The sequence below is a fragment of the Streptomyces sp. RKAG293 genome, assembly GCF_023701745.1.
Lineage (GTDB): Bacteria > Actinomycetota > Actinomycetes > Streptomycetales > Streptomycetaceae > Actinacidiphila.
Genome location: NZ_JAJOZB010000001.1, coordinates 3,629,950 through 3,654,720 on the forward strand (window position 1 = coordinate 3,629,950; position 24,771 = coordinate 3,654,720).

A 24,771-nucleotide genomic window follows, 5' to 3' on the forward strand; every position below is an offset into this window, starting at 1 on the left:
GCCGGGCGCGAATGACGTGCGGCGGCGGTCAGTCCTGATGTGATCCGGTCAGCGCGGCAAAGACGACCACGTTCGCCGAGTACGCGCGCTTCTCCTGGTCGAACGTGCCACCGCAGGTGATCAGCCGCAGTTCCGGCCGGCTGCCCGCGCCGTAGACCCGGTCCGCGGAGAAGTGGTCCTTGTCGACGACCTCGACGCCTTCGACCGTGAACTCCGCGACGGAGCCGTCCGCCCGCTGGATGTCCACCTCGGCGCCCGGCGTCACCGTGCTCAGCCCGTAGAAGACCGCGGGCCTGGTCTCGGTGTCGACATGGCCGACGAGCAGCGCCGCGCCCGCCGCACCCGGCGCCGGACCGCCGCGGAACCAGCCGGCGACGTCCGGGGTGCTGTACGGCGGCGGGTCCACCGCACCGTTCGCCAGGCCCCGTTCGACGATCCCGGCGTGCAGCCCGATCGACGCGATGTCCACCCGCACCGGCTTGGAGTCCGGCAGCGGGAGGTGCGGGGCGTAGACCTGTGGCGGCCGGTCGGCGGAGCCGGCCGCCGGCTGTCCGCCGGGGCCGGCCGGGTCCACCCCGTCGCCGGGGTGGCCCATCAGCCAGGCGGCGAAGAGCACCAGCCCCATCGCCACCGCGGCCCAGGTGCGGCCGCTGACGGACGTGCGTTCCTCGTCGGGCACCGCGGCCTAACCGTGGCGGCGTCGGCGGTACACCGCCACGGCCGCGAGCGATGCCGCCGCCGCGCCGCCGACCGCCAGCACCGAGTCGGTGCCGGGACCGGCCTCGGCCGGGCCGGCCGCCAGCTGCGCGGTTCCACCGCCGCCCGCCGGAACCGGGGCCGTCGGCCAGAGCGGTTCGGGCTTCACGGGGGTGACGGGCGCGATCTGGTTGATGATGACCACGCTGCCCTGGGCGGCGTGGGTGTTGCCGTCGCACTCGACGGAGACGGAGTAGGTGCCCGCCACCGCGTCGGACCGGATGGACGCGTCGCTGACGAGTCCGTCCTGGCCGTCGACCGGCGGCGCCAGGGTCACCGAACTGACGAAGACCTCGGCACTGGCCTTGGCCTTCGCCGACTTGCAGGCGCTCTTCACATGCAGCGTGATGACCGCGCCCGCCCAGGTCTTGCCCGGGGTGACGGTCACCGTCCCCGAGGCCGACGCCGAACTCTCGTTGTCGGCGAATGCCGGGACAGCACCACTGAGCAGGAACAGTACGGCCGCACCGGCAGCAGCCGGTCGTCGGATATCTAGCATCGGGGGAACCTCCGCTCGGCCGGGTACGGCCAGCGGTACCCGGTGCTTCGAACATCCATCCAGGAGGGTTCCGCCGCACCCCGGACGGCGTTTGGTTACGCCATCAGGGGGTGCCGGTCACACACAGTGCGAGCGCTCAGATCTCGTCGACGAGGTCCGCGATCGAGTTCACGACCCGCGACGGCCGGAACGGGTACTTGTCGATGTCGGCCTTGGACGTCAGGCCGGTCAGCACCAGGAAGGTCTCCATGCCGGACTCCAGCCCGGCGAGCACATCGGTGTCCATCCGGTCGCCGATCATCGCGCTGGTCTCGGAGTGCACACCGATCGCGTTCAGCCCGGCCCGCATCATCAGCGGGTTCGGCTTGCCGACGAAGTACGGGTCCTTGCCGGTGGCCTTGGTGATCAGCGCGGCCACCGAGCCGGTGGCGGGCAGCGGGCCCTCGGCCGACGGGCCGGTCTCGTCCGGGTTGGTGCAGATGAAGCGCGCACCGCCGTTGATGAGCCGGATCGCCTTGGTGAGCGCCTCGAAGCTGTAGGTGCGGGTCTCGCCCAGCACCACGTAGTCGGGCTCGACGTCGGTGAGGATGTACCCGACGTCGTGCAGCGCGGTGGTCAGACCGGCCTCGCCGATCGCGTACGCGGTACCGCCGGGGCGCTGGTCGTCGAGGAACTTCGCGGTGGCCAGCGCCGAGGTCCAGATGTTCTCGACCGGAACGTCGAGACCCATCCGCGACAGCCTGGCGTGCAGGTCACGGGCGGTGTAGATGGAGTTGTTCGTCAGCACCAGGAACGGCTTGCCGGACTCCCGCAGCCGTTTGATGAAGGCGTCGGCGCCGGGGATCGGCGTGCCCTCGTGGATCAGCACCCCGTCCATGTCGGTGAGCCAGGATTCGATCGGCTTGCGTGTCGACACGGGCGTGTTCTCCTGATCCTGGTGTGCGGCTGCGTTGCGCTGCCCAGCGTAGCCGGGGCGCACCGCGTACGCCCCGGCCGTCTCATCCGCTGATCAGCTGCCGGTCGCCTTCTTCCAGGCGTCGACGTACGACGTCAGGCCGGTGTTCACGGTGGCCCAGTCGGGCGTGAAGATCTCGACGCCGGACATGATCGCCTTCAGCTTCACCGCGTTCGCGTCCGTCGCCGTCACATCGGTACGGGCCGGGAAGCCGCCGCCGACCGAGGACACCTCCTGCTGCACCTCGGGGGTGAGCAGGAAGTCCAGCAGCTTCTTGCCGTTCTCCGCGTGCGGGGCGTCCTTGACCAGGCCGGCCGCGTACGGGAGGGCGAAGCTGGTGGGCTTGCCGGTCGCGTTCGCGGCGGGGAAGAAGATGCCCTGGTTCGGCATGGACTTCATGTCGGCGTAGTTCATCTGCACATCGCCGTTGGCGACGACCAGCTCGCCCTTGTCGACCTTGGGCGCGAGCGCGCCCGTCGACTTCGACGGTCCGACGTTGTTGGTCTGCAGCTTCTTCAGGTACGCCATCGCCGGCTCCAGGCCGCCGAAGTCGTGGATCGCCTTGATGACGACGGCCGTGCCGTCACCGGCGACGCCCGGCGTGGAGTACTGCAGCTTGCCCTTGTACCGGGCGTCGAGCAGGTCGTCCCAGGTCTTGGGGGCCTGCTTCAGCTCCTTGGTGTTGTAGATGAAGCAGAAGTAGTTGTTGACGACCGAGGTCCACTTGCCGCCGGCGTCCTTGTCGGCGGCGGCGACCTGGTCGGAGCCGGCCGGCCGGTAGGCGTCCAGCAGTCCCTTGCTGTCGGCCTGCTGGATGAACGGCGGCAGGGTGACGACGACGTCGGCCTGGGTGTTGGACTTCTCCCGGGCCAGCCGCTGCACCATCTCGCCGGAGCCGCCCTCGACGTACTTCACCTTGATGCCGGTCTTGGCGGTGAAGTCCTTGAAGGCCTTGTCGTAGAAGCCGGAGCCGTCGTCGGCCTTGAGGCCGTCGGCGCTGTAGACGGTGATCTCCTTGGCGTCGCTCGCGGCCGAGGAACCGCCGCAGGCGGTGAGCGAACCGGCGAGGACCAGGGCGCCGGCGACGGCGGCGAGCGGCTTGAGGCTGTGTGCGGGCATGGCAGATCGATCTCCTTGCTGGGTAAGGGAATTGCCGGGGTGGTGCGGGACGTCAGCGGTAGGCGGCCCTGGTGCGGATCCGGCTCACGCCGAGCAGGACGACGAGCGTCGTCACCATCAGCACCACGGCGAGGGCGGCTCCGGAGAAGAGCGAACCCCGGTCGGTGGCACCGAAGATCTTGACCGGCAGCGGGAGCCAGTCGGGCGGGTAGAGCATCATGGTGGCGCTCAACTCGCCCATGGACAGGGCGAAGCAGAGGCCGGCCGCCGCGGTGAGGGACGGCAGCAGCAGCGGCAGTTTCACCCGCCACAGCACGTACGCGGGGCGGGCGCCCAGGCTCGCGGCGCTCTGCTCGTAGGCGGGGTCGAGCCGGGCGGCGGCCGCCGCGACGGACTGGTAGGCGAAGGCCGTGACCAGCACCGTATGGGCCAGGACGACGATGCCGCGGGTGCCGTTGAGCAGCAGCGGCGGCTTCGAGAACGCCACCAGCAGGGACAGCCCGACCACCACCGACGGCACCGCCACCGGCAGCATGAACAGCGCGTCCAGCACCCGGCGGCCCCTACCGCGCAGCGCGTCGGCGGCCAGCGCCGCCCAGCCGCCGACCAGCAGGGCCAGCACGCTCGCGGCCAGCGCGGTGACCAGGCTGGTGGTGAGCGCGTCCAGCGACTCGCCGCGGGTGATGTCCTGGTAGTGGGTGAGCGTCGCGCCGGAGGGGAAGGCCCCGCTCCAGTTCGTCGCGAAGGACGCCAGCGCGATCACCGCGAACGGCAGCGCGAACAGCGGCAGGAACAGGACGAAGAAGACGGCCCACACGGCCCAGCGGCCACTGCGGCTATGCACCAGCACGACGGCCTCCGGCGGCTGTTCGGGCGACGACGACGCGGTACAGCCCGTAGAGGGCGACCGACAGGGCGATGTTCACGACCGCGACGACACAGGCGCCGGTGTAGTCCGACTCCAGGATCGCCTTGCTGTAGACGAGCATCGGCAGCGTGGTGACGTCCTTGGCGCCGGTGAAGAGCACGATGCCGAACTCGTTCAGGCACATCACCAGCACCAGGCTGCCGCCCGCCGCGAGCGACGGCAGCGCCTCCGGCAGGATCACCTGCCGCACGATCCGCGGCGCCTTCGCGCCCAGCGAGGACGCGACCTCGATCTGCGCGGTGTCCACCTGCGAGAAGGCGGCGAGCAGCGGCCGCATGACGAACGGTGTGAAGTACGTGATCTCCGCGAGCAGCACGCCCCACGGCGTGTGCAGGAAGTCGACGGGGCCGCTCGCCGCGCCCGTCACATCCGTCCACAGGCCGTTCGCCATGCCCACGGTGCCGTAGACGAACAGCAGCGCGAGCGTGATCAGGAAGGACGGGAAGGCGAGGAAGATGTCGATGAACCGGCTGAGCGCCTTCCCGCCGGGGAACGGTACGAAGGCGATCACGAGCGCCAGCGCGAAGCCCAGTACCAGGCAGCCCACGGTGGAGCCGACCGCGATCCAGACCGTCGTCCACAGCGCCTCGCGGAAACCCGTCGAGGCGAACACCTCGCGGTAGGCGGACAGATCGTGACCGCCGGATTCCGGGGTGAACGACTGCTGGACGACCAGCGCGAGCGGGTACAGGAACGCCAGCGCCAGCCCGGCCACGGGCGGCAGCGCCCAGACCCAGCGGGGCACCGCGCGCGAGGTCCGCGCCGGACGGGGCGCGGGCGCCGCCAGCTCCGGGGTCCGCACGGTCCCGGTGCTCATACCCGCTCCAGGAGCGGTCGTCCGGTGCCGACGCCGGCCGGCAGGAGCACCGTGTCCTCGGGGTCGAAGGCGAGCGTCACCGTCGCCCCGACCACCGGCGGCCGCCGCAGGTCGCCGACGTCCGCGCGGATCTCGTGGCCGCCGGAGTCGACGAGCAGCCGGTGGGTCGAACCGCGCCACTGCACGCCCGTCACCGTGCCGCGCAGCGAGTTGGCCGCGCCGCCGGCCGCGCCCTCGGCGGCCAGCCGCAGGGCGTGCGGACGGACGCACATCGTGGCCTCGGCACCCTCAACCGCGCCCTTCGGGACCTCGGCGGCGCGCACCACCGCGTCGCCGAAGTGCAGCGCCCCCTCCCCGGCGACCCGGACCGGCAGCAGGTTCGCGCTGCCGACGAACGAGGCGGTGAACTCGGTGCGCGGGCGGCGGTACAGGTCCTGCGGGGTACCGCAGTCCTGCAGCCGCGCCTTGTCCATGACCGCGATGCGGTCGGCGAGGGTGAGCGCCTCGATCTGGTCGTGGGTGACGTACAGGATGGAGACGTCGGGCAGTTCGCGGTGCAGCCGCGCCAGCTCGGCGAGCATGCCCGAGCGCAGCTGCGCGTCCAGCGCGGACAGCGGCTCGTCGAGTAGCAGGACGCCGGGCCTGATGGCCAGCGCGCGGGCGATCGCGACGCGCTGCTGCTGGCCGCCGGAGAGTTCGCGCGGATAGCGCCGGGCGTAGCCGGCCATCCCCGTCATCTCCAGGGCTTCCGCGACCCGGCCGGGTATCCCGGCCCGCGGCGAGCGCTGCGCCCTGAGGCCGAACGCGACGTTCTGGTCGACGCGCAGGTGCGGGAAGAGGGCGTACTGCTGGACGACCATCCCGATGCCGCGCCGGTGCGGCGGCAGATCGGTGACGTCCTGCCCGCCGATCAGCACCCGCCCGCCGGACGGCCGCACGAAGCCGGCGACCGCCCGCAGCGCGGTGGTCTTGCCGGAGCCGGACGGGCCGAGCAGGGCGAGGACCTCGCCCGGCTCGACGGTGAGGTCGAGCGCGTCGAGCACCGTCAGGTCCCCGTACCGGACGCTGACGTGGTCGAAACGAATGCCGCTGCGCACCGCGCGCGACGTCGGGACCGCCTCGGGCCCGCCCGGCTCCGTACTCATCGCTGCTGCCCCGCCCCGGCGGCCGCGGCGAACCCGTCGGCGGCGGTGAACCCGGCGATCGTCCGCGGGAGTTCCGCGACGGACGCCAGGACGTGGGTGGCCCCGGCGCCGCGCAGCGCGGCCTCGTCGTGCGCGCCGGTCAGCACGCCGGCGACCACCGAGGCGCCGGAGCGGCGGCCGCAGAGCATGTCGTACGAGGTGTCGCCCGCCACGGCGATCTCCCGTACGTCGTCGGCCGCCCCGGTGCGCAGCAGTGCGGCGAGCACCAGGTCGGGGAACGGGCGCCCGCGTCCGGCGTCGGCCGGGCACAGGGTGAGGTCGGCGATGTCCTGCCAGCCGAGCGCGTCCAGGATCGCGTCCTGGGTGACGCGCGAGAAGCCGGTGGTCAGCACGACCGTGCGGCCCTCTTCGCGCAGCTTCCCGATCGTCTCGGCGGCGCCGGGCAGCGGCGCGCAGCGGCCGCCGTCGACCAGTTCCGCGTAGGCGCTCTCGAACGCCGCGTTGCCGCGCTGGGCGATGTCCTCGTCGCCGAAGAGCGCGCGGAAGACGGTGATCTTCGACTCGCCCATCGTCGCGCGGACGTAGTCGAGCTTCTTCGCGTGGTCGTCGCTGCCGGGCTCCACGCCGAGCCGTTCGGCGGCGCGGGAGAAGGCCTGCTCCACGAGGCCGCCGTCGGCGACCGTGGTCCCGGCCATGTCGAGCACGACCAGTTTGATGCTGCCGTCCGTCATGGAATCCGTCATGGTGTCCGTCCTGTCCGTCATCGCTTCCCTCACCAGCCCAACGCGTCGGCGGTCGTCTCACCGATCGCCGGGGAACAGGTCATGCCGCGCCCGCCGGGCCCGGTGACCAGCCACACTCCGTCCAGTACTTCCTGCCGGTGCACCACCCGCGCGGTGTCCACGCACTGCGCGTACACCCCGGCCCAGCGGCGCCTGATGCGCGGCAGCGGCCGGCCGAGCAGCTGTCCGGCCCGCTCCAGCAGGTGGTCGTACGGGTCCTCGACGACGTCGAAGTTGAACGTCGCGTCGTACTCGTGGGTGTCGCCGATGGTCAGTCCGCCGTCGAGGCGCTGGACCATCAGCAGCTGCATCTTGTGCGCGGCGGCCACCGGCGGCTGCGGCTGTCCGGCGCGCAGCGCGTCGAGCGCGTCGCCCTCGTAGGCCGGGTAGTAGCGGAAGCTGTCGGCGTCGGCGACCGAGGTGGTCAGCCGCTCGCCGAGCGGGTCGGTCTGCGCCATCTGCAACCGCACCCGGCGGACCGGCAGTTCGGGGGCGAGCTCGCGCACCAGCCCGGACAGCCAGGCCCCGGTGGCCAGGACGACGCTGTCTCCCCGGTGCACCTCGCCGTGGTCGTCGCGGACCGTGCCGGGCCCGACCTCGCGGACCTCACGGCCGGGGAGGAACGTGTAGCGGCCGGTCGCCGCCAGGTGCTCGCGCAGCGCGGGCAGCGCGACCCGGGACTCGACGGCGGCGTCCCGCTCGCACAGCAGCGCCCCGGTGATGTCGCCGCGCAGCGCCGGGTTGTGCTCCCTGGCGCCCGCGGCGTCCAGCCACTTGAAGCCGCGCTCGGCGGCGTCGGGGCGGGCGATGACCTCGTCCACGACGGCCTTCTCGGCCGCGGTGCGGACCACGGTGAGCGAGCCGTTGGCGCGGAAGCCGGTACCCGGCACCCGGGCGCCGATGTCCTCCCACAGCTCACGGGCCCGCAGCGCGGTCTCCAGCTCCTCGCCGGCCGACCGGCCGCCGACCCACACCAGGCCGAAGTTGCGTACGGAGGCGCCGCGGGCCTCCCGCTCGCGCTCCAGGTGGACGACCTCATGGCCGCGGTGGACGGCTTGCCAGGCGTGCATCGTGCCGAGCGCACCGGCGCCGACGATCAGGACTCTCATGTGGCCCAAAGGTGCTCGGGCCTTCGGAAGCGTACGTATCTCGCGCATGAACCGATGGTGAACAGCCCAGCAACGCTTGGACTAGACCCGTTACCATTTCGTGATCGAAATCCTCCGCACAGCCTCCCGTCGGCCCGGCTACTCCTTGGACATCTGCGTGGTGAAACTGAACCGGTCGCCGCGGTAGAGCGAGCGCACCCGCTCGATCGGCACGCCCCCGCCGTCCCGGCTCGTCCGGTGCAGCAGCAGCATCGGCAGCGCGGGCGGCGTACCGATCAGCAGCGCCTCGCGGGGCGTAGCGAGCACCGTCTCGATCCGCTCGTCGGCCGCCGCCAGTTCCAGCCCCACCTGGTCGCGCAGATACACGTAGAAGGACGAGTCGGGGGCGAAGTCCCGCTCCAGATAAGGCAGTCGGGCCACCGACAGATAGGTGCTCTCCAGGCCGACCCGTTCCTCGTCGGCGAGCAGCACCCGCTCCATGTGCCAGACCTCGTCACCGGCCGAGATCCGCAACTCGCGGGCCAGCACCGCGTCCGCCGCCAGCCGCTCCAGGGTGATCAGATGGCGGCTCGGGACCCGGCCCTGCCGCCGGACGCCCTCGGTGTAGCTCGCCAGCGACAGCGGCTGCTCCAGCTTCGGGCCGGCCACCACCGTGCCCCGCCCCTTGCGCCGCACCCGGCCCTGGATCAGCAGCTCGCGCAGCGCCTGCCGCACGGTCTCCCGCGCCACCTCGAACGTGGCCGCCAACTCCCTTTCCGTCGGCAGCAGTCCGCCCTCGCCGAGCTCGTCGAGCACGGCCTCCAGCCGGGTCTTCACGGCGTAGTACTTGGGCACCCGGCCGTGCTCGGGAATGCCGGACCGGATCGGGGCATGTGGATCTGTCACGGGACCGATCCTCGCAGAACAGCGGCGGTCCACCTGCCCCTCAGCCGAGTGCGGCGCCGCCGAACACCGAGGCCAGCACGAGCAGCGCCGCGCCGTCGGCCACCACCCGCGTTCCGCCGGGGGCCACCGAGACCGGCACCGTGCGCCCCACGGAACGGGCCGTGCGCTCGGTCAGCACCGCCGCGACCTCCTGCCGGAACAGCGTCTCGTCGGCCAGCACGGTGCGCCCGCCGAGCACCACCCGGTCGATGTCGAGCAGCGAGACGAGATTGGCCGCGCCGACGCCCAGCAGGTACGCGGCGCCCGCCGAATCACCGCGGTCGACCGCGGCCAGGCACATCGCCTCGATGCAGCCGCGGTTGCCGCATCCGCACACCGGACCGTCCAACTGCACCACCTGGTGCCCGAATTCGCCCGCGCCGGTGCGCTCGCCGCGGAAGACCGCGCCGTCCAGCACCAGCCCGGCGCCCAGCCCGGTGCCCAGATGCAGATACGCGAACGAGCCGCCGCCCGCGTCCTGGCCGAGAACGGCGAGCGCCGCCGCGTTGGTGTCCTTGTCGACGACGACCCGCAGTCCGAGCCGCCGCTCCAGGGCGTCGCGCAGCGGGAAGCCGTCCCAGTCCGGGAACCCGGTGACGCGGTGCAGCACGCCCGAGGCGTGGTCGAGCGGCCCGGGAGCCGCGACGCCGACGCCGAGAATGGCGGGGCCGGCGTCCAGCGCCCGCACCTCGCGCGCCACCGCCTCCAGCACCTCCCCTGCGGGGCGGCCGAGGTCGAGCCGGGAGGTACGCGCTTGCACCCGCTCGCCCGACAGGTCGGCGAGGACGACGGTCAGCTCGTCACGGTCCAGGTGCACCCCGGCCGCGTACCGCGCCCGGCGCACCAGCCGCAGCTCGGTCCGCGGCTTGCCGCCGGTCGACGCCTGCCGCCCCGACTCCTCGGCCAGCCCCTCGGCCCGCAGCCGCGCGGTGATCTTGCTGACCGCCTGCGGGGTGAGCCCGGTGCGCTCGGCGAGCTCCAGCCGGCTGATGCCGCCGGTCCCGTGCCGGGTGGCGGCGCGCAGCAGATCGAGCACCAGAGCGGCGTTGTGGTGCCGCAGCGCGGGCAGATTCGCCCCTGAGATTCCCCTGTTCACCCCTCCATTGTCCTCGGTGCTTGCTCTTTGGCAACACTGTTGCGAAAGTGGTGGGCATGAGTAGTCCCGCCACCCCCCTCCGCGTCGGACTGGTCGGCTACGGCCTGGCCGGCTCCGTCTTCCACGCCCCGCTCGTCGCCGCCACCGACGGCCTGGTCCTCGACACCGTCGTCACCTCGAACCCCGAGCGCCGCGAGCAGGCCCGCGCCGAGCACCCCGGCGTCCGGTTCGCCTCCTCCCCCGACGAGCTGTGGACCGGCGACCCCGTCGACCTCGTGGTGCTCGCCTCCCCCAACCGCACCCACGTGCCGCTCGCGACCGCCGCCCTCCAGGCCGGTGTGCCCGTCGTCGTCGACAAGCCGCTCGCCGGCACCGCCGCCGAGGCCTACGAGCTGGCCGCCCTCGCCAAGGACCGCGGCCTGCTGCTCTCCGTCTTCCAGAACCGCCGCTGGGACAACGACTTCCGCACCCTGCGCCACCTCGTGGACAGCGGCGAGCTCGGCACCGTGCAGCGCTTCGAGTCCCGCTTCGAGCGGTGGCGGCCGCGGCCCAAGGGCGGCTGGCGCGAGTCCGGCGACCCCGCCGAGATCGGCGGGCTCCTCTACGACCTCGGCAGCCACCTCGTCGACCAGGCCCTGACGCTCTTCGGCCCGGCCGTCCGCGTCTACGCCGAGTCCGATGTGCGCCGCCCCGGCGCCGAGGTCGACGACGACACGTTCATCGCGATCACCCACGCCGGCGGCGTCCGCTCCCACCTGTGGGCCAGCGCCACCACCGCCCAGCTCGGCCCCCGCTTCCGCGCGCTCGGCAGCACCGCCGGGTACGTCAAGTACGGCCTCGACCCGCAGGAGGCCGCCCTCCGCGACGGCCTGCGGCCTGGCGCCGGGGCTGCCGCCGGGCCTGCCGGGTGGGGGACCGAGCCGGAGTCCGACTGGGGCACCCTCGGGGCCGGCGACTCCGTTCGCCCCGTCCCGACGCTGCCGGGCGACTACCCCGCGTACTACGCGGCTGTCGCCGCCGCCCTCCGCGACGGTTCGGCCCCGCCGGTCACCGCCCTGGAGGCGGCCGCCGCCCTCGAAGTCCTGGAGGCGGCCCGGCTCTCCGCCCGCGAGGGGCGCACAGTGGAACTGGAGGCGCGCTCATGAGCACTCCCACGGACCTTGTCGCCGAGCTCGAAGCGCAGGAGCGCGACCTGGTTCTCGCGAGCTTCACGAACGACGACGCCTGGCGGCTGGGGTGCCTGTTGGTCGACCTGGCGCGCGAGCGCGAGGCTCCGGTGACGGTCGACATCCGTCGCGGTAGCCAGCAACTCTTCCACTACGCGCTGGAGGGCACCTCCCCGGACAACGACGCCTGGCTCGCCCGCAAGTCCCGCGTCGCGGAGCGCTACGGCGCGTCGTCGTACCTCGTCGGCGCCCGTTTCCGCGCCAAGGGCACCACCTTCGAGGAGTCCTCCCGCCTGGACCCGAACCTGTACGCGGCCCACGGGGGCGCGGTGCCGCTGCGTGTGGCGGGGGTGGGGATCGTGGGGACGGCGGCGGTGTCGGGGCTGCCGCAGTCGGAGGATCATGCGCTGGTGGTGGAGGCGTTGTCGCGCTTCGTGCGCGCTTAGCGGTTGCCGGTGTGTTGTGGGTCGGGGGCCGGGCCCTCCGGGGGAGGGGTCCGAAATCGTATATTTACGAGCCTGGCGGCTCACAAATACACGGCAGCATTTCGGACCCCTCCCCCTCCGACCCCGTCCCCCTCACGTCCAGGCGGCGGGGTGGGAGCGCGGGTCGTGGGGAACCCCCGACTGCGGGGTCCGGGCGGGTGCCGACGCAGGCGCATCCGTCCCCGACCCTCCGGCCCCGCCCCCCACCCCCGCGGGTGCCGACGCTCGCGCATCCGTGCCGGCATTGGGCGGGTGGGCGGGAAAAGCCCGCCGCAGGCGCGCACCGGCCCGCGCGGGCCGTCGTACCCCGCGCCCCCGCCGGCAGGCGTACCCGCACCCTCGCCCCGGTAGGGGCTACGCGTTCGCGAGGACCTGGCGTTGGCGGCCCAAGCCGTCGATCTCCAGTTCCACCACATCCCCCGCCCTCAAATACGGCTTGGGGTCCGGCTGGCCCATCGCCACCCCCGCCGGTGTCCCCGTGTTGATCACGTCACCGGGGTACAGCGCCATGAACTGGCTCAGGTACCGGACGACCTCCGCCACGGGGAAGATCTGGTCCGCCGTGGAACCGGCCTGCTTCGGTTCGCCGTTGACCCAGAGGCGCAGGCCGAGGGCCTGCGGGTCCGGGATTTCGTCGGCGGTGACGAACCAGGGGCCGATGGGGTTGAAGGTCTCGCAGTTCTTGCCCTTGTCCCACTGGCCGCCGCGCTCGATCTGGAACTCGCGCTCCGAGACGTCGTGGGAGAGGGAGTAACCGGCGACCGCGGCCAGTGCCTCCTCGTGGGACGCCGCGTAGCGCAGCTCGCGTCCGATGACGATGGCGAGCTCGACCTCCCAGTCGGTCTTCACGCTGCCGCGTGGCACCAGGACGGTGTCGTCGGGCCCGACGACCGTGTCCGGGGCCTTCATGAAGACGATCGGCTCGGCCGGAATCGCCGCGCCGGTCTCCGTCGCGTGGTCGTGGTAGTTGAGACCGATGCAGACGATCTTGCCGATGCGGGCGAGCGGCGGGCCGACGCGCAGGGCGGGGTCCAGCCGGGGCAGGGATCCGTCCGCCGCGGCCGCGGCTATCCGCGCGAGCGCGGCATCGTCGGCGAGGAGTGCGCCGTCGATGTCGGGCACGACGCCGGACAGGTCGCGCAGGATTCCGTCGCCGTCCAGCAGGGCCGGAGCTTCCGCTCCGGCGGGTCCGACACGCAGCAGTTTCACAGACGTACTCCCTGTTGGGCGAGGGTGGTCATCGGATGTCTTGGCAGATCCTCCAATCAGCTACGGCCGTCCCGCAAGCCCCCTTTCACGAAGTGGACTTCGCGGCATTCAGTGCCACATGTGGGGCACGCTGCAGCCAGGCGCGCTCCGCGGCGCTCCAGGCGGTGGTGGTGGCCAGATACAGCCCGGCCGCCAGCGGGACGAAGGCGGCGGTCAGCAGGGTGCCGAAGGAGAGCAGCGGAAGGATCTTCGCCATGGTGGCGGCACCGGGTGCCGCGGGCGCGGCGGTGGCCGGGGCGGTCGCTGCGGCCTTCCGGGCCCGCAGATACGTCCAGCCCGCGACGGCCGCGATCACCGCGAAGAGCCCGAGGAAGACGGCCCCGTGCGGCCCGGCCACCCCGCCGTCGGCGAGCGCGTCGGTCCACCGGCCGCCCAGGGGTGCGCCGAAGAGGGTGTGGTCGAGGAGGTCTCCGCCCGAGGAGGAGAAGACCCGGTACATGAGGAAGAAGACCGGCAGCTGCACGAGCATCGGGACGAAGCCGGCGAACGGCGAGGCGCCCTCCTTCGCGTAGAGGTCGGCGAGTGCCTTCCGGAGCCGCTCCGGGTTCTTCTTGTGCTTGCGGTTCAATTCGGCCACCCGCGGTGCCAGCGCAGCCCGCGCCTTCTCGCCGCGGGCGGCGGCCCGCGCCAGCGGATGCAGGGCCAGACGTACGGCGACGGTGATCGCGACGATGGCGGCCGCGGTCGCCGAGGCGCCCAGGAGCGGGCCGAGCAGGGAGGCGACGGACATGACGAAATGAGCGAATACGGACATGGGGTGAGCCCTCCACGGGGTCTCGTCGAGCCGGAAGAAGTCGGCGTGACGAGCCGCGCGGGGCGCAGCGGGAACCGGTGGGTACCGGGGTAGGAGCGCCTACGCGGCCGTCGGGACGAGACGGCCGGGCGCTCGGGGGCGCGGACGGCCCGCGGCGTCGGGATCGCGCTGCACGAGGAAGGCGGTACGGCGCTCCCGGTCCCGGATCGCGGTCCGGATCCGGCCGGGCACGACGGGCCCCGGCCAGGCGGCGGTGACGATGAAGGCGCGGCACAGCAAGGCGGCGGCGACCGTGGTCGCGGCGGCGGCGGCGCTGGACACCAGACCGGTCTGGGTCAGCAGCACCCCGGACAGGGCGAGGAAGAACGCGCCCACGAAGAGGCGGAACGCCGCGGTGTCACGTCGCACGAGCTCGCCTCCTTCGGTCGGTCCGGATTCCGATGGTAGCCCCACGCTCTAGGCGACGGCTTCCTGCGCGAGGACCTCCTCGTCCGGCCGTGCGTCGGCCGGCGCCGGCAGGGCGTACGTCACGGCGAGGGCGACGGCCACGTTCAGCGCGAGCGCGAGCAGCCCCGCGTTCACACCCCAGAGGGGATCGCGGCCGGTGAAGACGAGCCAGCACACGACCGCGCCGCCCGCCAGCAGACCGCTGAGCGCGCCCGCGAGCGTCAGCCGGCGCCACAGCAGGCCGAGCAGCAGCATCGGGACGAGCTGCGCCATGCCCTCGTAGGAGATCAGCGACAGCCGCACCAGGGTGTTGGGGAGGGTGTACGTCAGCAGCAGGGCCAGCGAGCCGGCGGCGACCACGACCAGCTGCGACCACAGCTTCTGCCGGCCGGCCAGCCGCGGGACCGCGCCGAGCACGCTGCGGCCCCACATGGTGCCGATGACGAGCATGAACACCGCCATCGGCACGATGGACGACAGGGCCGCGGCCACCCCGATGATCCCGACGGCCCAGGCCGGCAGCGAGTCGGTGATCAGCTCGAACAGGGCGAGGTTGGAGCCGGCGCCGGTCAGGCCCGGCACGACGAACAGCGCCGCCATGCCGAGCAGGATCGGGACGAGGAGCAGCACCTGGTAGAAGGGCAGCGCGATGGCGTTGCGGCGCAGCGCGTCCGCGTCGCGCGCGCTCAGATAGCCGGCGACCGTCGTCGGGAAGATCACCACGGTGAGCGAGTTGAGCAGGCTCGTGGTGATGAACCAGCTCCCGCCGAGGCCGCCGGACGCGTGCCCGGGGAACGTCAGCCACCGCGCCTTCTCCTCGGTCAGCCGCCGGAACAGCTCGCCGTAGCCGCCGAAGTAGTGGAAGGGGACGTAGCAGGCGAGGAAGCCGAGGGTCGCGATGACGAGGACGTCCTTGAGGACCGACACCCAGGCGCTGCCGCGCAGCCCGCTGACCACGACGAATCCGGTGGTGACGGCGAAGCCGAGGAAGTACGCCCAGTTCAGGCTGATCGCCCCGTAGGAGATCGTCGAGACGACGACGCCCATGCCGGTGATCTGCAGCTGGATGTACGGCAGCAGGCAGACGGTGGCGAGGACGGCGACGAGCGCGCCGAGCCGCGGGCTGGCGTAGCGGTGGGCGATCATGTCGGTGATGCCGACCAGGTCGTGGCGGCGCGCGTAGGCCCACAGCATGGGGCCGACGACGTAGCCGACCGCGTAGCCGCACGACAGGTACGCCAGGACGTAGAGCACGGGCGCGCCGAAGTTGTAGCCCCAGCCGGCCGCGCCCAGGTAGCTGAAGCTGGTGTAGCTCTCACCGGCCATGAGCACCCAGATGAAGACCGGGCCGAGGCTGCGGCCGCCCACCGACCACTCGGTGAGGCCGCCCTGGGAGCCGCGCCCGCGGACGGCGAGCAGTCCGAGCGCGACGGTCACCACCATGAAGGCGCCGAAGATCGAGGTGGCGACCGCGGCGTTCACGTACGCCTCCGCCGGTCGCCGCGGTAGGCCAGCCACACCGCGAGCGGGGTGGCGAGCGTGGCGGCCAGCATCCAGAAGAAGAGGAAGGGGATCCCGAACACCACGGGGTGCACCCGGTTCACCAGCGGCAGCACGCCGAGGTACAGCACGTACGGCACGAGCAGCCACAGCAGATGGCGTCGGCCTCGGAATACCCTGGGCACCTTGGACACGCGGCCCGACCCTAGCGCGCCTGCGCCGACTTCAGCCGCCCCCACACCACCAGCCGGTACTTGGAGGTGTATTCGGGCGTGCAGGTGGTGAGCGTGATGTACGCGCCGGCGCCGGTCATCCGGGCGTCCGGGTGCACGGAGCTGAACGGCACCGGGGCGATCACGGACCCGTCGGAGGGATTCGTCTGCGGCACGGTCTTCTCCACGACGTAGACGAAGCGGCCGGTGGCCGTCTCGACGGTCACCGTGTCGCCGGCCCGCAGCCGGTTGATGTAGCGGAACGGCTCGCCGTGGGTGTTGCGGTGCCCGGCGACGGCGAAGTTCCCGGTCTGGCCGGGCTGGGCGGTCTGCGGGTAGTGGCCGACGTAGCCGTGGTTGAGGATGGCGCTCTTGCTGATGCCCTGGGCGACCGGGGCGGTCACGCCGATCGCGGGGATGCGGATCACGGCGTAGGCCAGATCGTCCCGTTCCGGTGCCGTCACCTGCCGCGTGGAGGTCCCGGCGGACGTCTTGTCATCGGATGTATCCATCGTCGGCGTATCGGCGGGAGCCTGCGTCGGAACGGAGGAGGGCGCCGGTGCGGGGGCCGCGCTCCACTGCTGTTCCAGCGCCGCGACCTCGCGCCGGGCGGACTCGTGCGCCCGCAGATTCGTCCACCACAACTGGTGCGCCACCAGCAGCAGCACGACGACCCCGAACGTCACCGCGAGTTCGGCGGCGCCCCACAGCGCCCGCCCCAGCGGAGTGCGCCGCGCGCCGCCGCGCCGCAGCAGCCGCCCCCGGCCCTGGACGACGACCCGGACCGGCCTGGACTTCTGACGCACCGTCATACGGGTGACGATACGGCCGTTCCCGGCCCGCCGGACAGGGGCCTGTCCGGCGGAACGTTCCTAGCCGGCGAAGAGCCGGGACGCCGAGTAGATCGCGAGCCCCGCCAGCGCTCCGACGACCGTGCCGTTGATCCGGATGAACTGCAGGTCACGCCCCACATGCGCCTCGATCTTGCGGGACGTCTGGTCGGCGTCCCAGCCCGCCACCGTCTCGGTGATCAGGGAGGTGATCTCGTCCCGGTAGGTCGTCACCACATACGTGGCGGCGTCCTCCAGCCAGCCGTCCACCTTCGCCTGCAGGGCCGGGTCGGTCGCCATCCGGGCGCCCAGCGACAGCAGCGACGCGCGGGTCCGCAGCCGCAGCTCGCTGCGCTCGTCCTCGGCGGCGGCCACGACCATGCCGCGGACCGCGGTCCACGCCGACTCGATCAGATCCTGCACCTCGCCGCGCGCCAGCAAATCCTTCTTCAGCCGCTCGACGCGCTCACGGGTGTCCGGATCGGACTGCAGCTCGACGGCGAAGTCCCCCAGGAACCGGTCCACCGCCCCGCGCGCCGGGTGGTCCGGCATGTCGCGCATCTCGGCGGTGAAGCGCACCAGCTCCTTGTAGACCCGCTCACCGACCTTGCGGTCCACGAACCGGGGCGTCCACCCCGGCGCGCCGCCCTGCACCGCGTCCATCACCGAGTCGCCGTGCTCCACCAGCCAGTCGTGCGCCCGCACACAGACCAGGTCGACCACCCGCCGGTGGCCGCCGTCCGCGACGACCCGCTCCAGCATCCTGCCGACGCCCGGCGCCACCTCCTGGCCCTCCGCCCGCCGGGTGATCGCCTCACCGACCACCGCCTGGACGTCGGAGTCCCGCAGCACCTTCAGCACCCCGCGCAGCGCCGCCGCGGCCTGCTCCGTCACCTTGTCGGCGTGCTCGGGATCGGCGAGCCAGGTGCCGAGCCGCGAGCCGATGCCGACGGCCCGCAGCCGGGTCCTGACGACATCGGCCGACAGGAAGTTCTCGCCGACGAAATCGCCCAGGCTGTGGCCGAGGGCGTCCTTCTTCGTCGGGATGATCGCGGTGTGCGGGATCGGCAGTCCCAGCGGGCGGCGGAACAGCGCCGTGACGGCGAACCAGTCCGCCATCGCACCGACCATGCCCGCCTCCGCGGCCGCCGCGACGTACCCCGCCCAGGGACCGGCGCCGGCCGAGTCCGCCCACTTCGCCAGGGCGTAGACCACCGTCGCGGCGAGCAGCAGCCCGGTCGCGATCACCTTCATCCGGCGGACCCCGCGGCGCCGCCCCGCGTCGGCGGCCTCCGTCGCGCTCAGCACCGTGCCAGGACCGGCCGGTGCACCGCCGCGTGGACCGTCGTCCGGACCGCCGCCTGGATCGCTCATTACCGCTGCTTCCATCCGCTCCACCCGCGTATCGTCACCGCCACTGCCAACCTGGGAACGAACAACAGGTTCCCCGCGTCCCGGGAAGTCACGCCAGGAACGGCGGGACGGCCGCGGACGCCGTCCGGGGACCCCGCACCGAGGGAGCGAGCCGCCATGACAGCGCAGGACAGGACCGGAGGGCTGCCCGGCTACGCCGGACACTTCGAGGAGCCCGAGGGGTACCTGGACTTCGCCCGCTACGGCCCGCCGTCCCGCGACGTCCTGGACGCCACGGCGCAGGCCCTGGCCGACTCCGCCCGTGCCACCCACAGCACGGTGGACGACCTGATGCGCGCCGAACCCCGGGCCCGGGAGGCCGCCGCCCGGCTGGCCGGGACCGACCCCGGCCACATCGTGCTGCTGCCGAACACGTCCACCGGACTGTTCCACGCCGCCTTCGGCATCACCGGCGGCACCGTGCTCGTCCCGTCCGGGGAATTCCCCGCCAACCGGTACCCGTGGCAGCGTGCCGGGGAGGTCGGCAGGGCCGTACCGCGCCTGCTGGAACCCGACCAGCGGGGCCTGATCACCCCCGACACCGTCCGCGACGCCCTGACCGGACCCGGCGCCGGTGACGTGGTGGCCGTGGCGCTGAGCGCCGTGGACTTCCGCACCGGCCACCGCGCCGACCTGGCCGCGATCCGCGAGGTGATCGGCGACCGGCTGCTCGTCGTGGACGCCATCCAGGGCTTCGGGGTCGCCGACCTGCCCTGGCAGGTCGCGGACGTCGTCGTCACCGGCGGCCAGAAGTGGCTGCGGGCCGGCTGGGGCACCGGTTTCGCCGCGCTGTCCGACCGGGCGCTGGAGCGGCTGGAGCCCGTCCTCACCGGCTGGACCGGCGTCGAGGACGCGGGCCTCTTCGACGACCGGGAGCACCCGCCCGCCGCCGGCGCCCAGCGGTGGAGCATCACCAACCTGAGCCCCGTCACCGCGGCCGCCTTCGCCGCCGCCCTGGAACTCGTCGAACGGTCCGGGGTGCCCGCCATCGAGGAGCACATCACCACCCGGGTGGCCCAACTCATCGACACCGTTCTGGCCTGCGGCGGCGAGGTGCTGTCCCCCGTCGCCCCCGAGCAGCGCGCCGGCATCGTCTCCTTCCGCATCCCCGGCACCGACCCGCGGCTCGTCGCCAAGGCGCTGCACAGGTACGAGGTCACCCCGACGGTCCGCGCGGACTCGCTGCGCCTGTCGGCGCACGCCTCGACCCCGCTGGCCGCCGTCGACCGCGTGCACGCGGCCCTCAACTCACTGCGCTGAACGTCCTCACTCCGCCGGACGTCCCGCCGCCGGGACCGCCGTCTGAGCCGGCACCGGCGCCGACGAGTACATCCGCGCGATGACGTCCTCGATCGCCGGCTCCCGCACCGACAGGTCCACCAGCGGATAGCGCGCCGCCAGGTCGGCGACCAGCGGCGCCGCGCTGGCCGCCGCCGGGAACGCCAGCCACTGGCGCGGCCCCTCGACCTTCACGCACCGCGCGCCCGCCACCACCACCGCCGGCAGCTCCCGTTCGAAGTCGACGACGAGCGTGCGCTCGCTCTCCCCCACCGCGTGCAGCCCGCTCAGCCCGCCGTCGTACATCAGCCGCCCGTGGTCGATGACCATCACCCGCTCGCAGAGCTGCTCGATGTCGGTCAGATCGTGCGTGGTCAGCAGCACCGTCGTGCCCTGCTCGGCGTTGACCGTCCGCAGGAACTCCCGCACCTTCGCCTTGCTGACCACATCGAGACCGATGGTCGGCTCGTCCAGGTACAGCACCTCCGGATCGTGCAGCAGCGCCGCCGCGATGTCGCCGCGCATCCGCTGCCCCAGCGACAGCTGGCGCACCGGCACGTCCAGCAGCGGGCCGAGGTCGAGGAGGTCGACGCAGCGCGCGAGGTTCTTCGCGTACCGCCCGTCCTCGATCCGGTACATGCGCCGCACCAGCTGGTAGGAGTCCTTCAGCGGCAGGTCCCACCACAGGGTGGTGCGCTGCCCGAAGACCACCCCGATCCGCCGCGCCAGCTTCGTCCGGTCCCGCGACGGGTCGATCCCCGCGACCCGCACCCGCCCGCCGCTGGGCATCAGGATCCCCGTCAGCATCTTGATGGTGGTGGACTTCCCGGCCCCGTTCGGCCCGATGTACCCGACCATCTCGCCGCGCGGCACCGAGAACGAGATCCCGTCGACCGCCGGCACCTGATGCCGCTCCCGCCGCCACCGCCCGGACTTGCGGCGCACGTCGAAGACCTTCTCCACCGCGTCGAGTTCGATGTGCGCGCCGTCGCCGTCCACTGTCCCCACCTTCCGTCCCCTCAGCTTCCCGTGCTCCGGTACGACCGCAGACCCGTCCGCCACGCCAGCCCGGCCACCGCGCAGCACGCCACCGCCACCAGCGGCGACGCGAAGTCCAGCCACCCCGGCAGCGCCAGCGGATCGTCACGGCCCAGGATCCGCAGCGCGGGCAGCCAGTTGACGAACGCCAGCGGCACGATGAAGGTGACGCCGCGCACCAGGTCCTTGGCGAAGATCGACGGCGGGTACTGCAGCAGCGTGTTCCCGCCGTACGTGAAGGAGTTCTGCACCTCGGACGCGTCACCCGCCCAGAACTGGAAGGCCGCCCCGGCCACGAACACCGCCCCGAAGATCGCACCCCCGCTGAGCAGCATCATCGGCATCATCAGCACCTTCAGCACCGTCCAGTCGATGTCGAGGCGGCTCAGCGACCACCCCAGCACCAGCGAGCCCTGCGTGATGCGCCCCAGCCGCCGCAGCGCGAACCGGTCGGCGGCCACCTGCGCGAGCACCGGCACCGGGCGCAGCAGCAGCGTGTCCAGCGTGCCGTCCCGCACCCGGCGCCCGAGCCGGTCCATGCTGCCCATCGTCAGATCGGCCAGCCCGAAGGCGGTGCTGGTCGTCCCGTACAGGAACGCCACCTCGGGCAGCGAGAACCCGCCCAGCGTCGTGACGTGGGAGAACATCAACAGGATCGTGGCGAAGTCCAGTCCCGTGGTCGCGAAGTTCCCGAGCGCGGTCATCAGGAACGACGCCCGGTACGCCATCGTCGACCGCACCCACATCGCGACGATCAGCCCGTACACCCGCAGCCCGTCGACCACCCGGCGCTCGGGCGCGCTGTGGTCGACCGCCCGGAACCCGGCCGCACCGCCGCCGGCCACCACCCGCTCGGCCGCCCGGTTCTCGACTGCTCCGCCCTCAACCACCCTGCACCACCACCTTCCTGGTCGCCACGGACTGCAGCGCCCGCCCGGCCGCGAGCAGCGCCAGCGCCCAGCCGGCCTGGAAGGCGAACACCCGCAGCAGACCGGTGCCGGTGTGCCGGCCGAGGAAGACATCGGCGGGGATCTGCTGCAGCGCCGCCCACGGCAGCGCCCGCGCCAGCTCCCCCAGCCAGCCCGGGAACAGCGTCAGCGGCAGCAGCGCGCCCGAGAAGAACATGCTGGCCAGCCCGGCGATCTGGCTCACCCCGGCGCCGTCGAGCAGCCAGAACGCGCTCAGCACGACGAGATAGCGCAGCGCGAAACTGACGACGACCCCCAGCGCCACCGACACCAGGAACAACAGCCAGGTCAGCGGGCCGGCCGGCAGCGCCAGATCGAAGGCGAGCGAGCCGATCAGCAGCGGGACGACGCCCCGGCCCAGCAGATGGAAGGCCGCCCGGCCCAGGTCGGTGGCGAGCCACCACAACTGCAGGTCGGCGGGCCGGTACAGATCGATCGCCACGTCCCCGGTACGGATCCGCTCGATCAACTCGTCCTGGAAACCGCCGCCCATCATCGCCGTGGTCATCAGCAGCGCCTGGCCGACCCACACATACGTCAGCGCCTGGGACCGGTCGTAACCGCCCAGCCCCGGACGCGCGTCCCACAACGCGACATAGGTGTAGGCGAGGATGAAGCCGAAGACGGTGTTGGTGAAGACACCGGCGGCCGTCGCCACCCGATACGTCGCGAACCGCCGGAACCCGCTCAGCGCGACCGCCGCGTACAGCCGGATGCCGCCCACTCCCCCACGTCCCCTCCGTCAGGGCCTGGTCCCGCACCCGCCGTTCGCGCCAAAGCTGCCGAGCTTAATCGCCCATCGGGAGGACCCGCCAATGGTTTTCCACCCTTTCGAGTGCACCGGATCAGCCATTCGGCCTGTCACAGCCCTGTCACGGGTGCGCGCCGTTGATCGCACAAGCACGGATGATGCGACAGTGTTCAACGGGGCGTACGTAACGATTGACCCAAGATGTTCCGTCGCGGACCAACCCCGGCGGCGGCGGAGGAGTCCTAACAGACATGAGCGACGAGCCGGAGCAGCAGAAAAGCAGTAACGCTTCGCCAGGCTGGGAGCCCCGACCGCCGGTCCTCAACCGGAGAGGACGGCCCAAGCGCACCGGCCTCGGCCGGCTCATCCCGACCTGGCGGATGGTGACCAGCACCGTCATCATCGTCCTGCTCATCAGCATCGGCGGGTTCTTCATCGGCTACGCCCTGGTGCCGATCCCGAACCCCAACGCCGCCGCCACCGCACAGAGCAACGTCTACTTCTACGCCGACGGAAAGACCGAACTGGCCCGCGACGGCGAGATCAACCGCGAGAACGTCACCCTCGCCCAGATCGCCAGGACCGCCCAGTACGCGGCGCTCTCCGCCGAGGACCGCGGCTTTTACCACGAGTCCGCCGTCAGCCCGAAAGGGATGATCCGCGCCGCCTGGAACACCGTCACCGGCAAGGGCAAACAGTCCGGCTCCACGATCACCCAGCAGTACGTGAAGAACTATTACCTCAACCAGGAGCAGACCGCACTTCGCAAGGTCAAGGAATTCTTCATCGCGATCAAACTCGACCGCAATGAAACCAAGGACGAAATCCTTGAGGGATATCTGAACACCAGCTACTTCGGCCGCAACTCCTACGGCATCCAGGCCGCCTCCCAGGCCTACTTCAGCAAGGACGCCGACAAACTCACCACCGCCGAAGGCGCCTACCTCGCCACCCTCCTCAACGCCCCCAGCGAGTACGACGTCGTCGCCCACCCGCAGAACATCCCCAAGGCCCAGGCCCGGTGGAACTACGTCCTCGACGGCATGGTGAAGGAAGGCTGGCTCAACGCCGCCGAACGCGCCGTCATCACCTTCCCCACCCCCGGCAAGCCCAAGCCCGCCGCCAGCAAGACCGGCCAGCGCGGCTACCTCATCGAGGCCGTCAACGACTACCTCGCCGACAACAACATCATCGACGCGGAAACCCTGCGCGCCGGCGGCTACCGGATCGTCACCACGATCCAGAAGGACAAGGAGGACGCCTTCGTCGCCGCCACCAAGAAAAAGGTCTACGACCAGCTCGGCACCACCAAGGCCGACAGCTACGTCCGCGCCGGCGGCGCCTCCATCGACCCCGCCACCGGCAAGGTCGTCGCCATGTACGGCGGCATCGACTACACCAAGCAGTACGTCAACAACGCCACCAGGACCGACTACCAGGTCGGCTCGACGTTCAAGCCCTACATCTTCGCCTCCGCCGTCCAGAACAACTCCCAGACGCAGGACGGCCGCACGATCACCCCGCGCACCATCTACGACGGCGACAACCGCCGCCCGGTGATCGGCCCCAACGGCCCCGTCGGCTACGCGCCGCCCAACGAGGACCAGCGGGACTACGGCGACATCACCGTCACCAAGGCCATGGACAACTCGGTCAACGCGGTCTACGCCCAGATGGCCCAGGACGTCGGTCCCGACAACGTCGTCAACACCGTGCACGCGCTGGGCCTGCCGGCCACCAAGTCGCTCAACGCCTTTCCCTCGATGGCGCTCGGCACCATGGAAGCCAGTCCCCTCGCCATGGCCCAGGGCTACGCGACCCTCGCCAACCACGGCAAGTACATCCCGTACACCCTCGTCGAGAAGATCACCAAGGACGGCGGCGACCTCGGCCTCCCCAAGCGCGACGCCAAGCAGGCCGTCTCCCGTGAGGCCGCCGACACCACCACGTCCATCCTGCAGAGCGTCGTCGACGGCGGCACCGCCTCCGTCGCCCAGGAGTCCGGCCGCACCTCCGCCGCCAAGACCGGCACCATCGACGACGACAAGGCCGCCTGGTTCGCCGGCTACACCCCGAACCTCGTCACCGTCGTCGCCGTGATGGGCCAGAACTCCGACACCGGCAGACTCGAATCGCTCAACGGAGCACTCGGAGTACCGCGCGTCAACGGCGGCGGCGCGCCCGGCGAGGTCTGGGCCGCCTACACCGAGGCCGCCCTCAGCGGCACCGAGGACATCGACTTCGACCTCCAACTGCAGGACGGCGCCACCGCCCCGACCGAGGCCCCCAGCACACCGCCCACGTCATCGACACCGTCCGAGACCCCGTCGCAGACGCCCTCCCGGACCCCGTCGCAGACACCGTCCCGGACCCCGTCCGAGACACCGTCGGAAACCCCGACGGAAACCCCCACCGAGACCCCGCCCGAGACCAGCGGACCCCCGACCCTGCTGCCCAGCGGCGGCGCGGTCGGAGGCGGCGGGGACGGCGGGGACGGCGGCCCGGACGGGGGCTAGCGCCCGGGCGGGCC

Annotated in this window: 25 protein-coding genes; 4 read left to right on the top strand and 21 right to left on the bottom strand. The window is 72.1% G+C overall.

Translation table 11 applies throughout. The features are described 5' to 3' along the window. Positions 1 to 28: 28 nt before the first annotated feature. The 11 genes from LNW72_RS15995 to LNW72_RS16045 all read right to left on the bottom strand — a co-directional run bounded on the left by LNW72_RS15995 (position 29) and on the right by LNW72_RS16045 (position 10,130). On the bottom strand, positions 29 to 679 hold the full coding sequence (locus LNW72_RS15995) for a class F sortase (protein WP_250976036.1): 651 nt from the start codon (positions 677 to 679) through the stop codon (positions 29 to 31). Positions 680 to 685: 6 nt separating this feature from the next. Further along, positions 686 to 1,255, bottom strand: a complete 570-nt coding sequence (locus tag LNW72_RS16000; RefSeq protein ID WP_250976037.1) for a hypothetical protein — start codon at positions 1,253 to 1,255, stop codon at positions 686 to 688. A gap of 136 nt (positions 1,256 to 1,391) precedes the next feature. Then, complete coding sequence (locus LNW72_RS16005) at positions 1,392 to 2,171, bottom strand: HAD-IIA family hydrolase (protein WP_138358361.1); 780 nt, start codon at positions 2,169 to 2,171, stop codon at positions 1,392 to 1,394. 93 nt (positions 2,172 to 2,264) lie between these two features. Further along, positions 2,265 to 3,329 (bottom strand): 2-aminoethylphosphonate ABC transporter substrate-binding protein, encoded by a 1,065-nt coding sequence (locus LNW72_RS16010; protein WP_250976038.1) that lies wholly within the window; start codon positions 3,327 to 3,329, stop codon positions 2,265 to 2,267. Between the two features lie 52 nt (positions 3,330 to 3,381). Beyond that, the gene (locus LNW72_RS16015) at positions 3,382 to 4,179 is read right to left on the bottom strand and encodes an ABC transporter permease subunit (protein WP_250976039.1); all 798 of its coding nucleotides are present in this window, start codon (positions 4,177 to 4,179) and stop codon (positions 3,382 to 3,384) included. Beyond that, positions 4,166 to 5,074 (bottom strand): 2-aminoethylphosphonate ABC transporter permease subunit, encoded by a 909-nt coding sequence (locus LNW72_RS16020; protein ID WP_250976040.1) that lies wholly within the window; start codon positions 5,072 to 5,074, stop codon positions 4,166 to 4,168. Before LNW72_RS16020 ends, LNW72_RS16015 begins: the two co-directional genes overlap by 14 nt. Next, positions 5,071 to 6,219, bottom strand: coding sequence for an ABC transporter ATP-binding protein (locus LNW72_RS16025; RefSeq protein ID WP_250976041.1), 1,149 nt, complete (start codon positions 6,217 to 6,219; stop codon positions 5,071 to 5,073). Before LNW72_RS16025 ends, LNW72_RS16020 begins: the two co-directional genes overlap by 4 nt. Continuing rightward, positions 6,216 to 6,983, bottom strand: coding sequence for a phosphonatase-like hydrolase (locus LNW72_RS16030; RefSeq protein WP_374117269.1), 768 nt, complete (start codon positions 6,981 to 6,983; stop codon positions 6,216 to 6,218). The genes LNW72_RS16025 and LNW72_RS16030 overlap by 4 nt, the downstream gene beginning before the upstream one ends. An 8-nt stretch (positions 6,984 to 6,991) precedes the next feature. After that, positions 6,992 to 8,110, bottom strand: a complete 1,119-nt coding sequence (locus tag LNW72_RS16035) for a TIGR03364 family FAD-dependent oxidoreductase (RefSeq protein WP_250976043.1) — start codon at positions 8,108 to 8,110, stop codon at positions 6,992 to 6,994. Between the two features lie 138 nt (positions 8,111 to 8,248). Further along, a complete protein-coding gene (locus LNW72_RS16040; protein ID WP_250976044.1) occupies positions 8,249 to 8,995 on the bottom strand; it encodes a GntR family transcriptional regulator in 747 nt (248 codons plus the stop codon). Between the two features lie 40 nt (positions 8,996 to 9,035). Next, positions 9,036 to 10,130: an ROK family transcriptional regulator gene (locus LNW72_RS16045; RefSeq protein WP_250976045.1), complete on the bottom strand. Its 1,095-nt coding sequence runs from the start codon at positions 10,128 to 10,130 to the stop codon at positions 9,036 to 9,038. Positions 10,131 to 10,186: 56 nt separating this feature from the next. Between LNW72_RS16045 and LNW72_RS16050 the strand changes: the two genes are divergently transcribed. After that, entirely contained in the window at positions 10,187 to 11,275 is a 1,089-nt protein-coding gene (locus LNW72_RS16050) for a Gfo/Idh/MocA family oxidoreductase (RefSeq protein ID WP_250976046.1), read from the top strand. Beyond that, positions 11,272 to 11,742: a heme-degrading domain-containing protein gene (locus tag LNW72_RS16055; protein WP_250976047.1), complete on the top strand. Its 471-nt coding sequence runs from the start codon at positions 11,272 to 11,274 to the stop codon at positions 11,740 to 11,742. The genes LNW72_RS16050 and LNW72_RS16055 overlap by 4 nt, the downstream gene beginning before the upstream one ends. 393 nt (positions 11,743 to 12,135) lie before the next feature. Here LNW72_RS16055 and LNW72_RS16060 read toward each other — a convergent pair whose 3' ends face one another. The 7 genes from LNW72_RS16060 to LNW72_RS16090 all read right to left on the bottom strand — a co-directional run bounded on the left by LNW72_RS16060 (position 12,136) and on the right by LNW72_RS16090 (position 18,167). Continuing rightward, positions 12,136 to 12,990 carry a fumarylacetoacetate hydrolase family protein gene (locus LNW72_RS16060; protein ID WP_250976048.1) on the bottom strand — a complete coding sequence of 285 codons (855 nt, stop codon included), beginning with the start codon at positions 12,988 to 12,990 and terminating at the stop codon, positions 12,136 to 12,138. Between the two features lie 85 nt (positions 12,991 to 13,075). Then, positions 13,076 to 13,804, bottom strand: a complete 729-nt coding sequence (locus LNW72_RS16065) for a membrane protein insertase YidC (RefSeq protein ID WP_250976049.1) — start codon at positions 13,802 to 13,804, stop codon at positions 13,076 to 13,078. 99 nt (positions 13,805 to 13,903) lie between these two features. After that, positions 13,904 to 14,212 (bottom strand): DUF6412 domain-containing protein, encoded by a 309-nt coding sequence (locus LNW72_RS16070; RefSeq protein WP_250976050.1) that lies wholly within the window; start codon positions 14,210 to 14,212, stop codon positions 13,904 to 13,906. A 48-nt stretch (positions 14,213 to 14,260) separates the two neighbouring features. Continuing rightward, complete coding sequence (locus LNW72_RS16075; protein WP_250976051.1) at positions 14,261 to 15,733, bottom strand: sodium:solute symporter family protein; 1,473 nt, start codon at positions 15,731 to 15,733, stop codon at positions 14,261 to 14,263. Then, positions 15,730 to 15,945, bottom strand: a complete 216-nt coding sequence (locus tag LNW72_RS16080) for a DUF3311 domain-containing protein (protein ID WP_374117270.1) — start codon at positions 15,943 to 15,945, stop codon at positions 15,730 to 15,732. The genes LNW72_RS16075 and LNW72_RS16080 overlap by 4 nt, the downstream gene beginning before the upstream one ends. A gap of 11 nt (positions 15,946 to 15,956) precedes the next feature. Next, positions 15,957 to 16,775 carry a class E sortase gene (locus LNW72_RS16085; RefSeq protein WP_250976052.1) on the bottom strand — a complete coding sequence of 273 codons (819 nt, stop codon included), beginning with the start codon at positions 16,773 to 16,775 and terminating at the stop codon, positions 15,957 to 15,959. Positions 16,776 to 16,835: 60 nt separating this feature from the next. Further along, positions 16,836 to 18,167, bottom strand: coding sequence for a DUF445 domain-containing protein (locus tag LNW72_RS16090; protein WP_374117271.1), 1,332 nt, complete (start codon positions 18,165 to 18,167; stop codon positions 16,836 to 16,838). A gap of 156 nt (positions 18,168 to 18,323) precedes the next feature. Between LNW72_RS16090 and LNW72_RS16095 the strand changes: the two genes are divergently transcribed. Further along, entirely contained in the window at positions 18,324 to 19,466 is a 1,143-nt protein-coding gene (locus tag LNW72_RS16095; RefSeq protein WP_250976053.1) for an aminotransferase class V-fold PLP-dependent enzyme, read from the top strand. A gap of 6 nt (positions 19,467 to 19,472) precedes the next feature. On the opposite strand, the gene LNW72_RS16100 is transcribed toward LNW72_RS16095, so the two are convergent. From LNW72_RS16100 to LNW72_RS16110, 3 genes are all read right to left on the bottom strand, one after another. Continuing rightward, a complete protein-coding gene (locus LNW72_RS16100; RefSeq protein WP_250976054.1) occupies positions 19,473 to 20,483 on the bottom strand; it encodes an ATP-binding cassette domain-containing protein in 1,011 nt (336 codons plus the stop codon). 20 nt (positions 20,484 to 20,503) lie between these two features. Continuing rightward, entirely contained in the window at positions 20,504 to 21,268 is a 765-nt protein-coding gene (locus tag LNW72_RS16105; protein WP_250980178.1) for an ABC transporter permease, read from the bottom strand. Positions 21,269 to 21,404: 136 nt separating this feature from the next. Continuing rightward, on the bottom strand, positions 21,405 to 22,205 hold the full coding sequence (locus tag LNW72_RS16110; protein WP_250980179.1) for an ABC-2 family transporter protein: 801 nt from the start codon (positions 22,203 to 22,205) through the stop codon (positions 21,405 to 21,407). A gap of 287 nt (positions 22,206 to 22,492) precedes the next feature. Between LNW72_RS16110 and LNW72_RS16115 the strand changes: the two genes are divergently transcribed. Continuing rightward, positions 22,493 to 24,757 (top strand): transglycosylase domain-containing protein, encoded by a 2,265-nt coding sequence (locus LNW72_RS16115; protein ID WP_250976055.1) that lies wholly within the window; start codon positions 22,493 to 22,495, stop codon positions 24,755 to 24,757. The last annotated feature ends 14 nt before the right edge of the window (positions 24,758 to 24,771 follow it).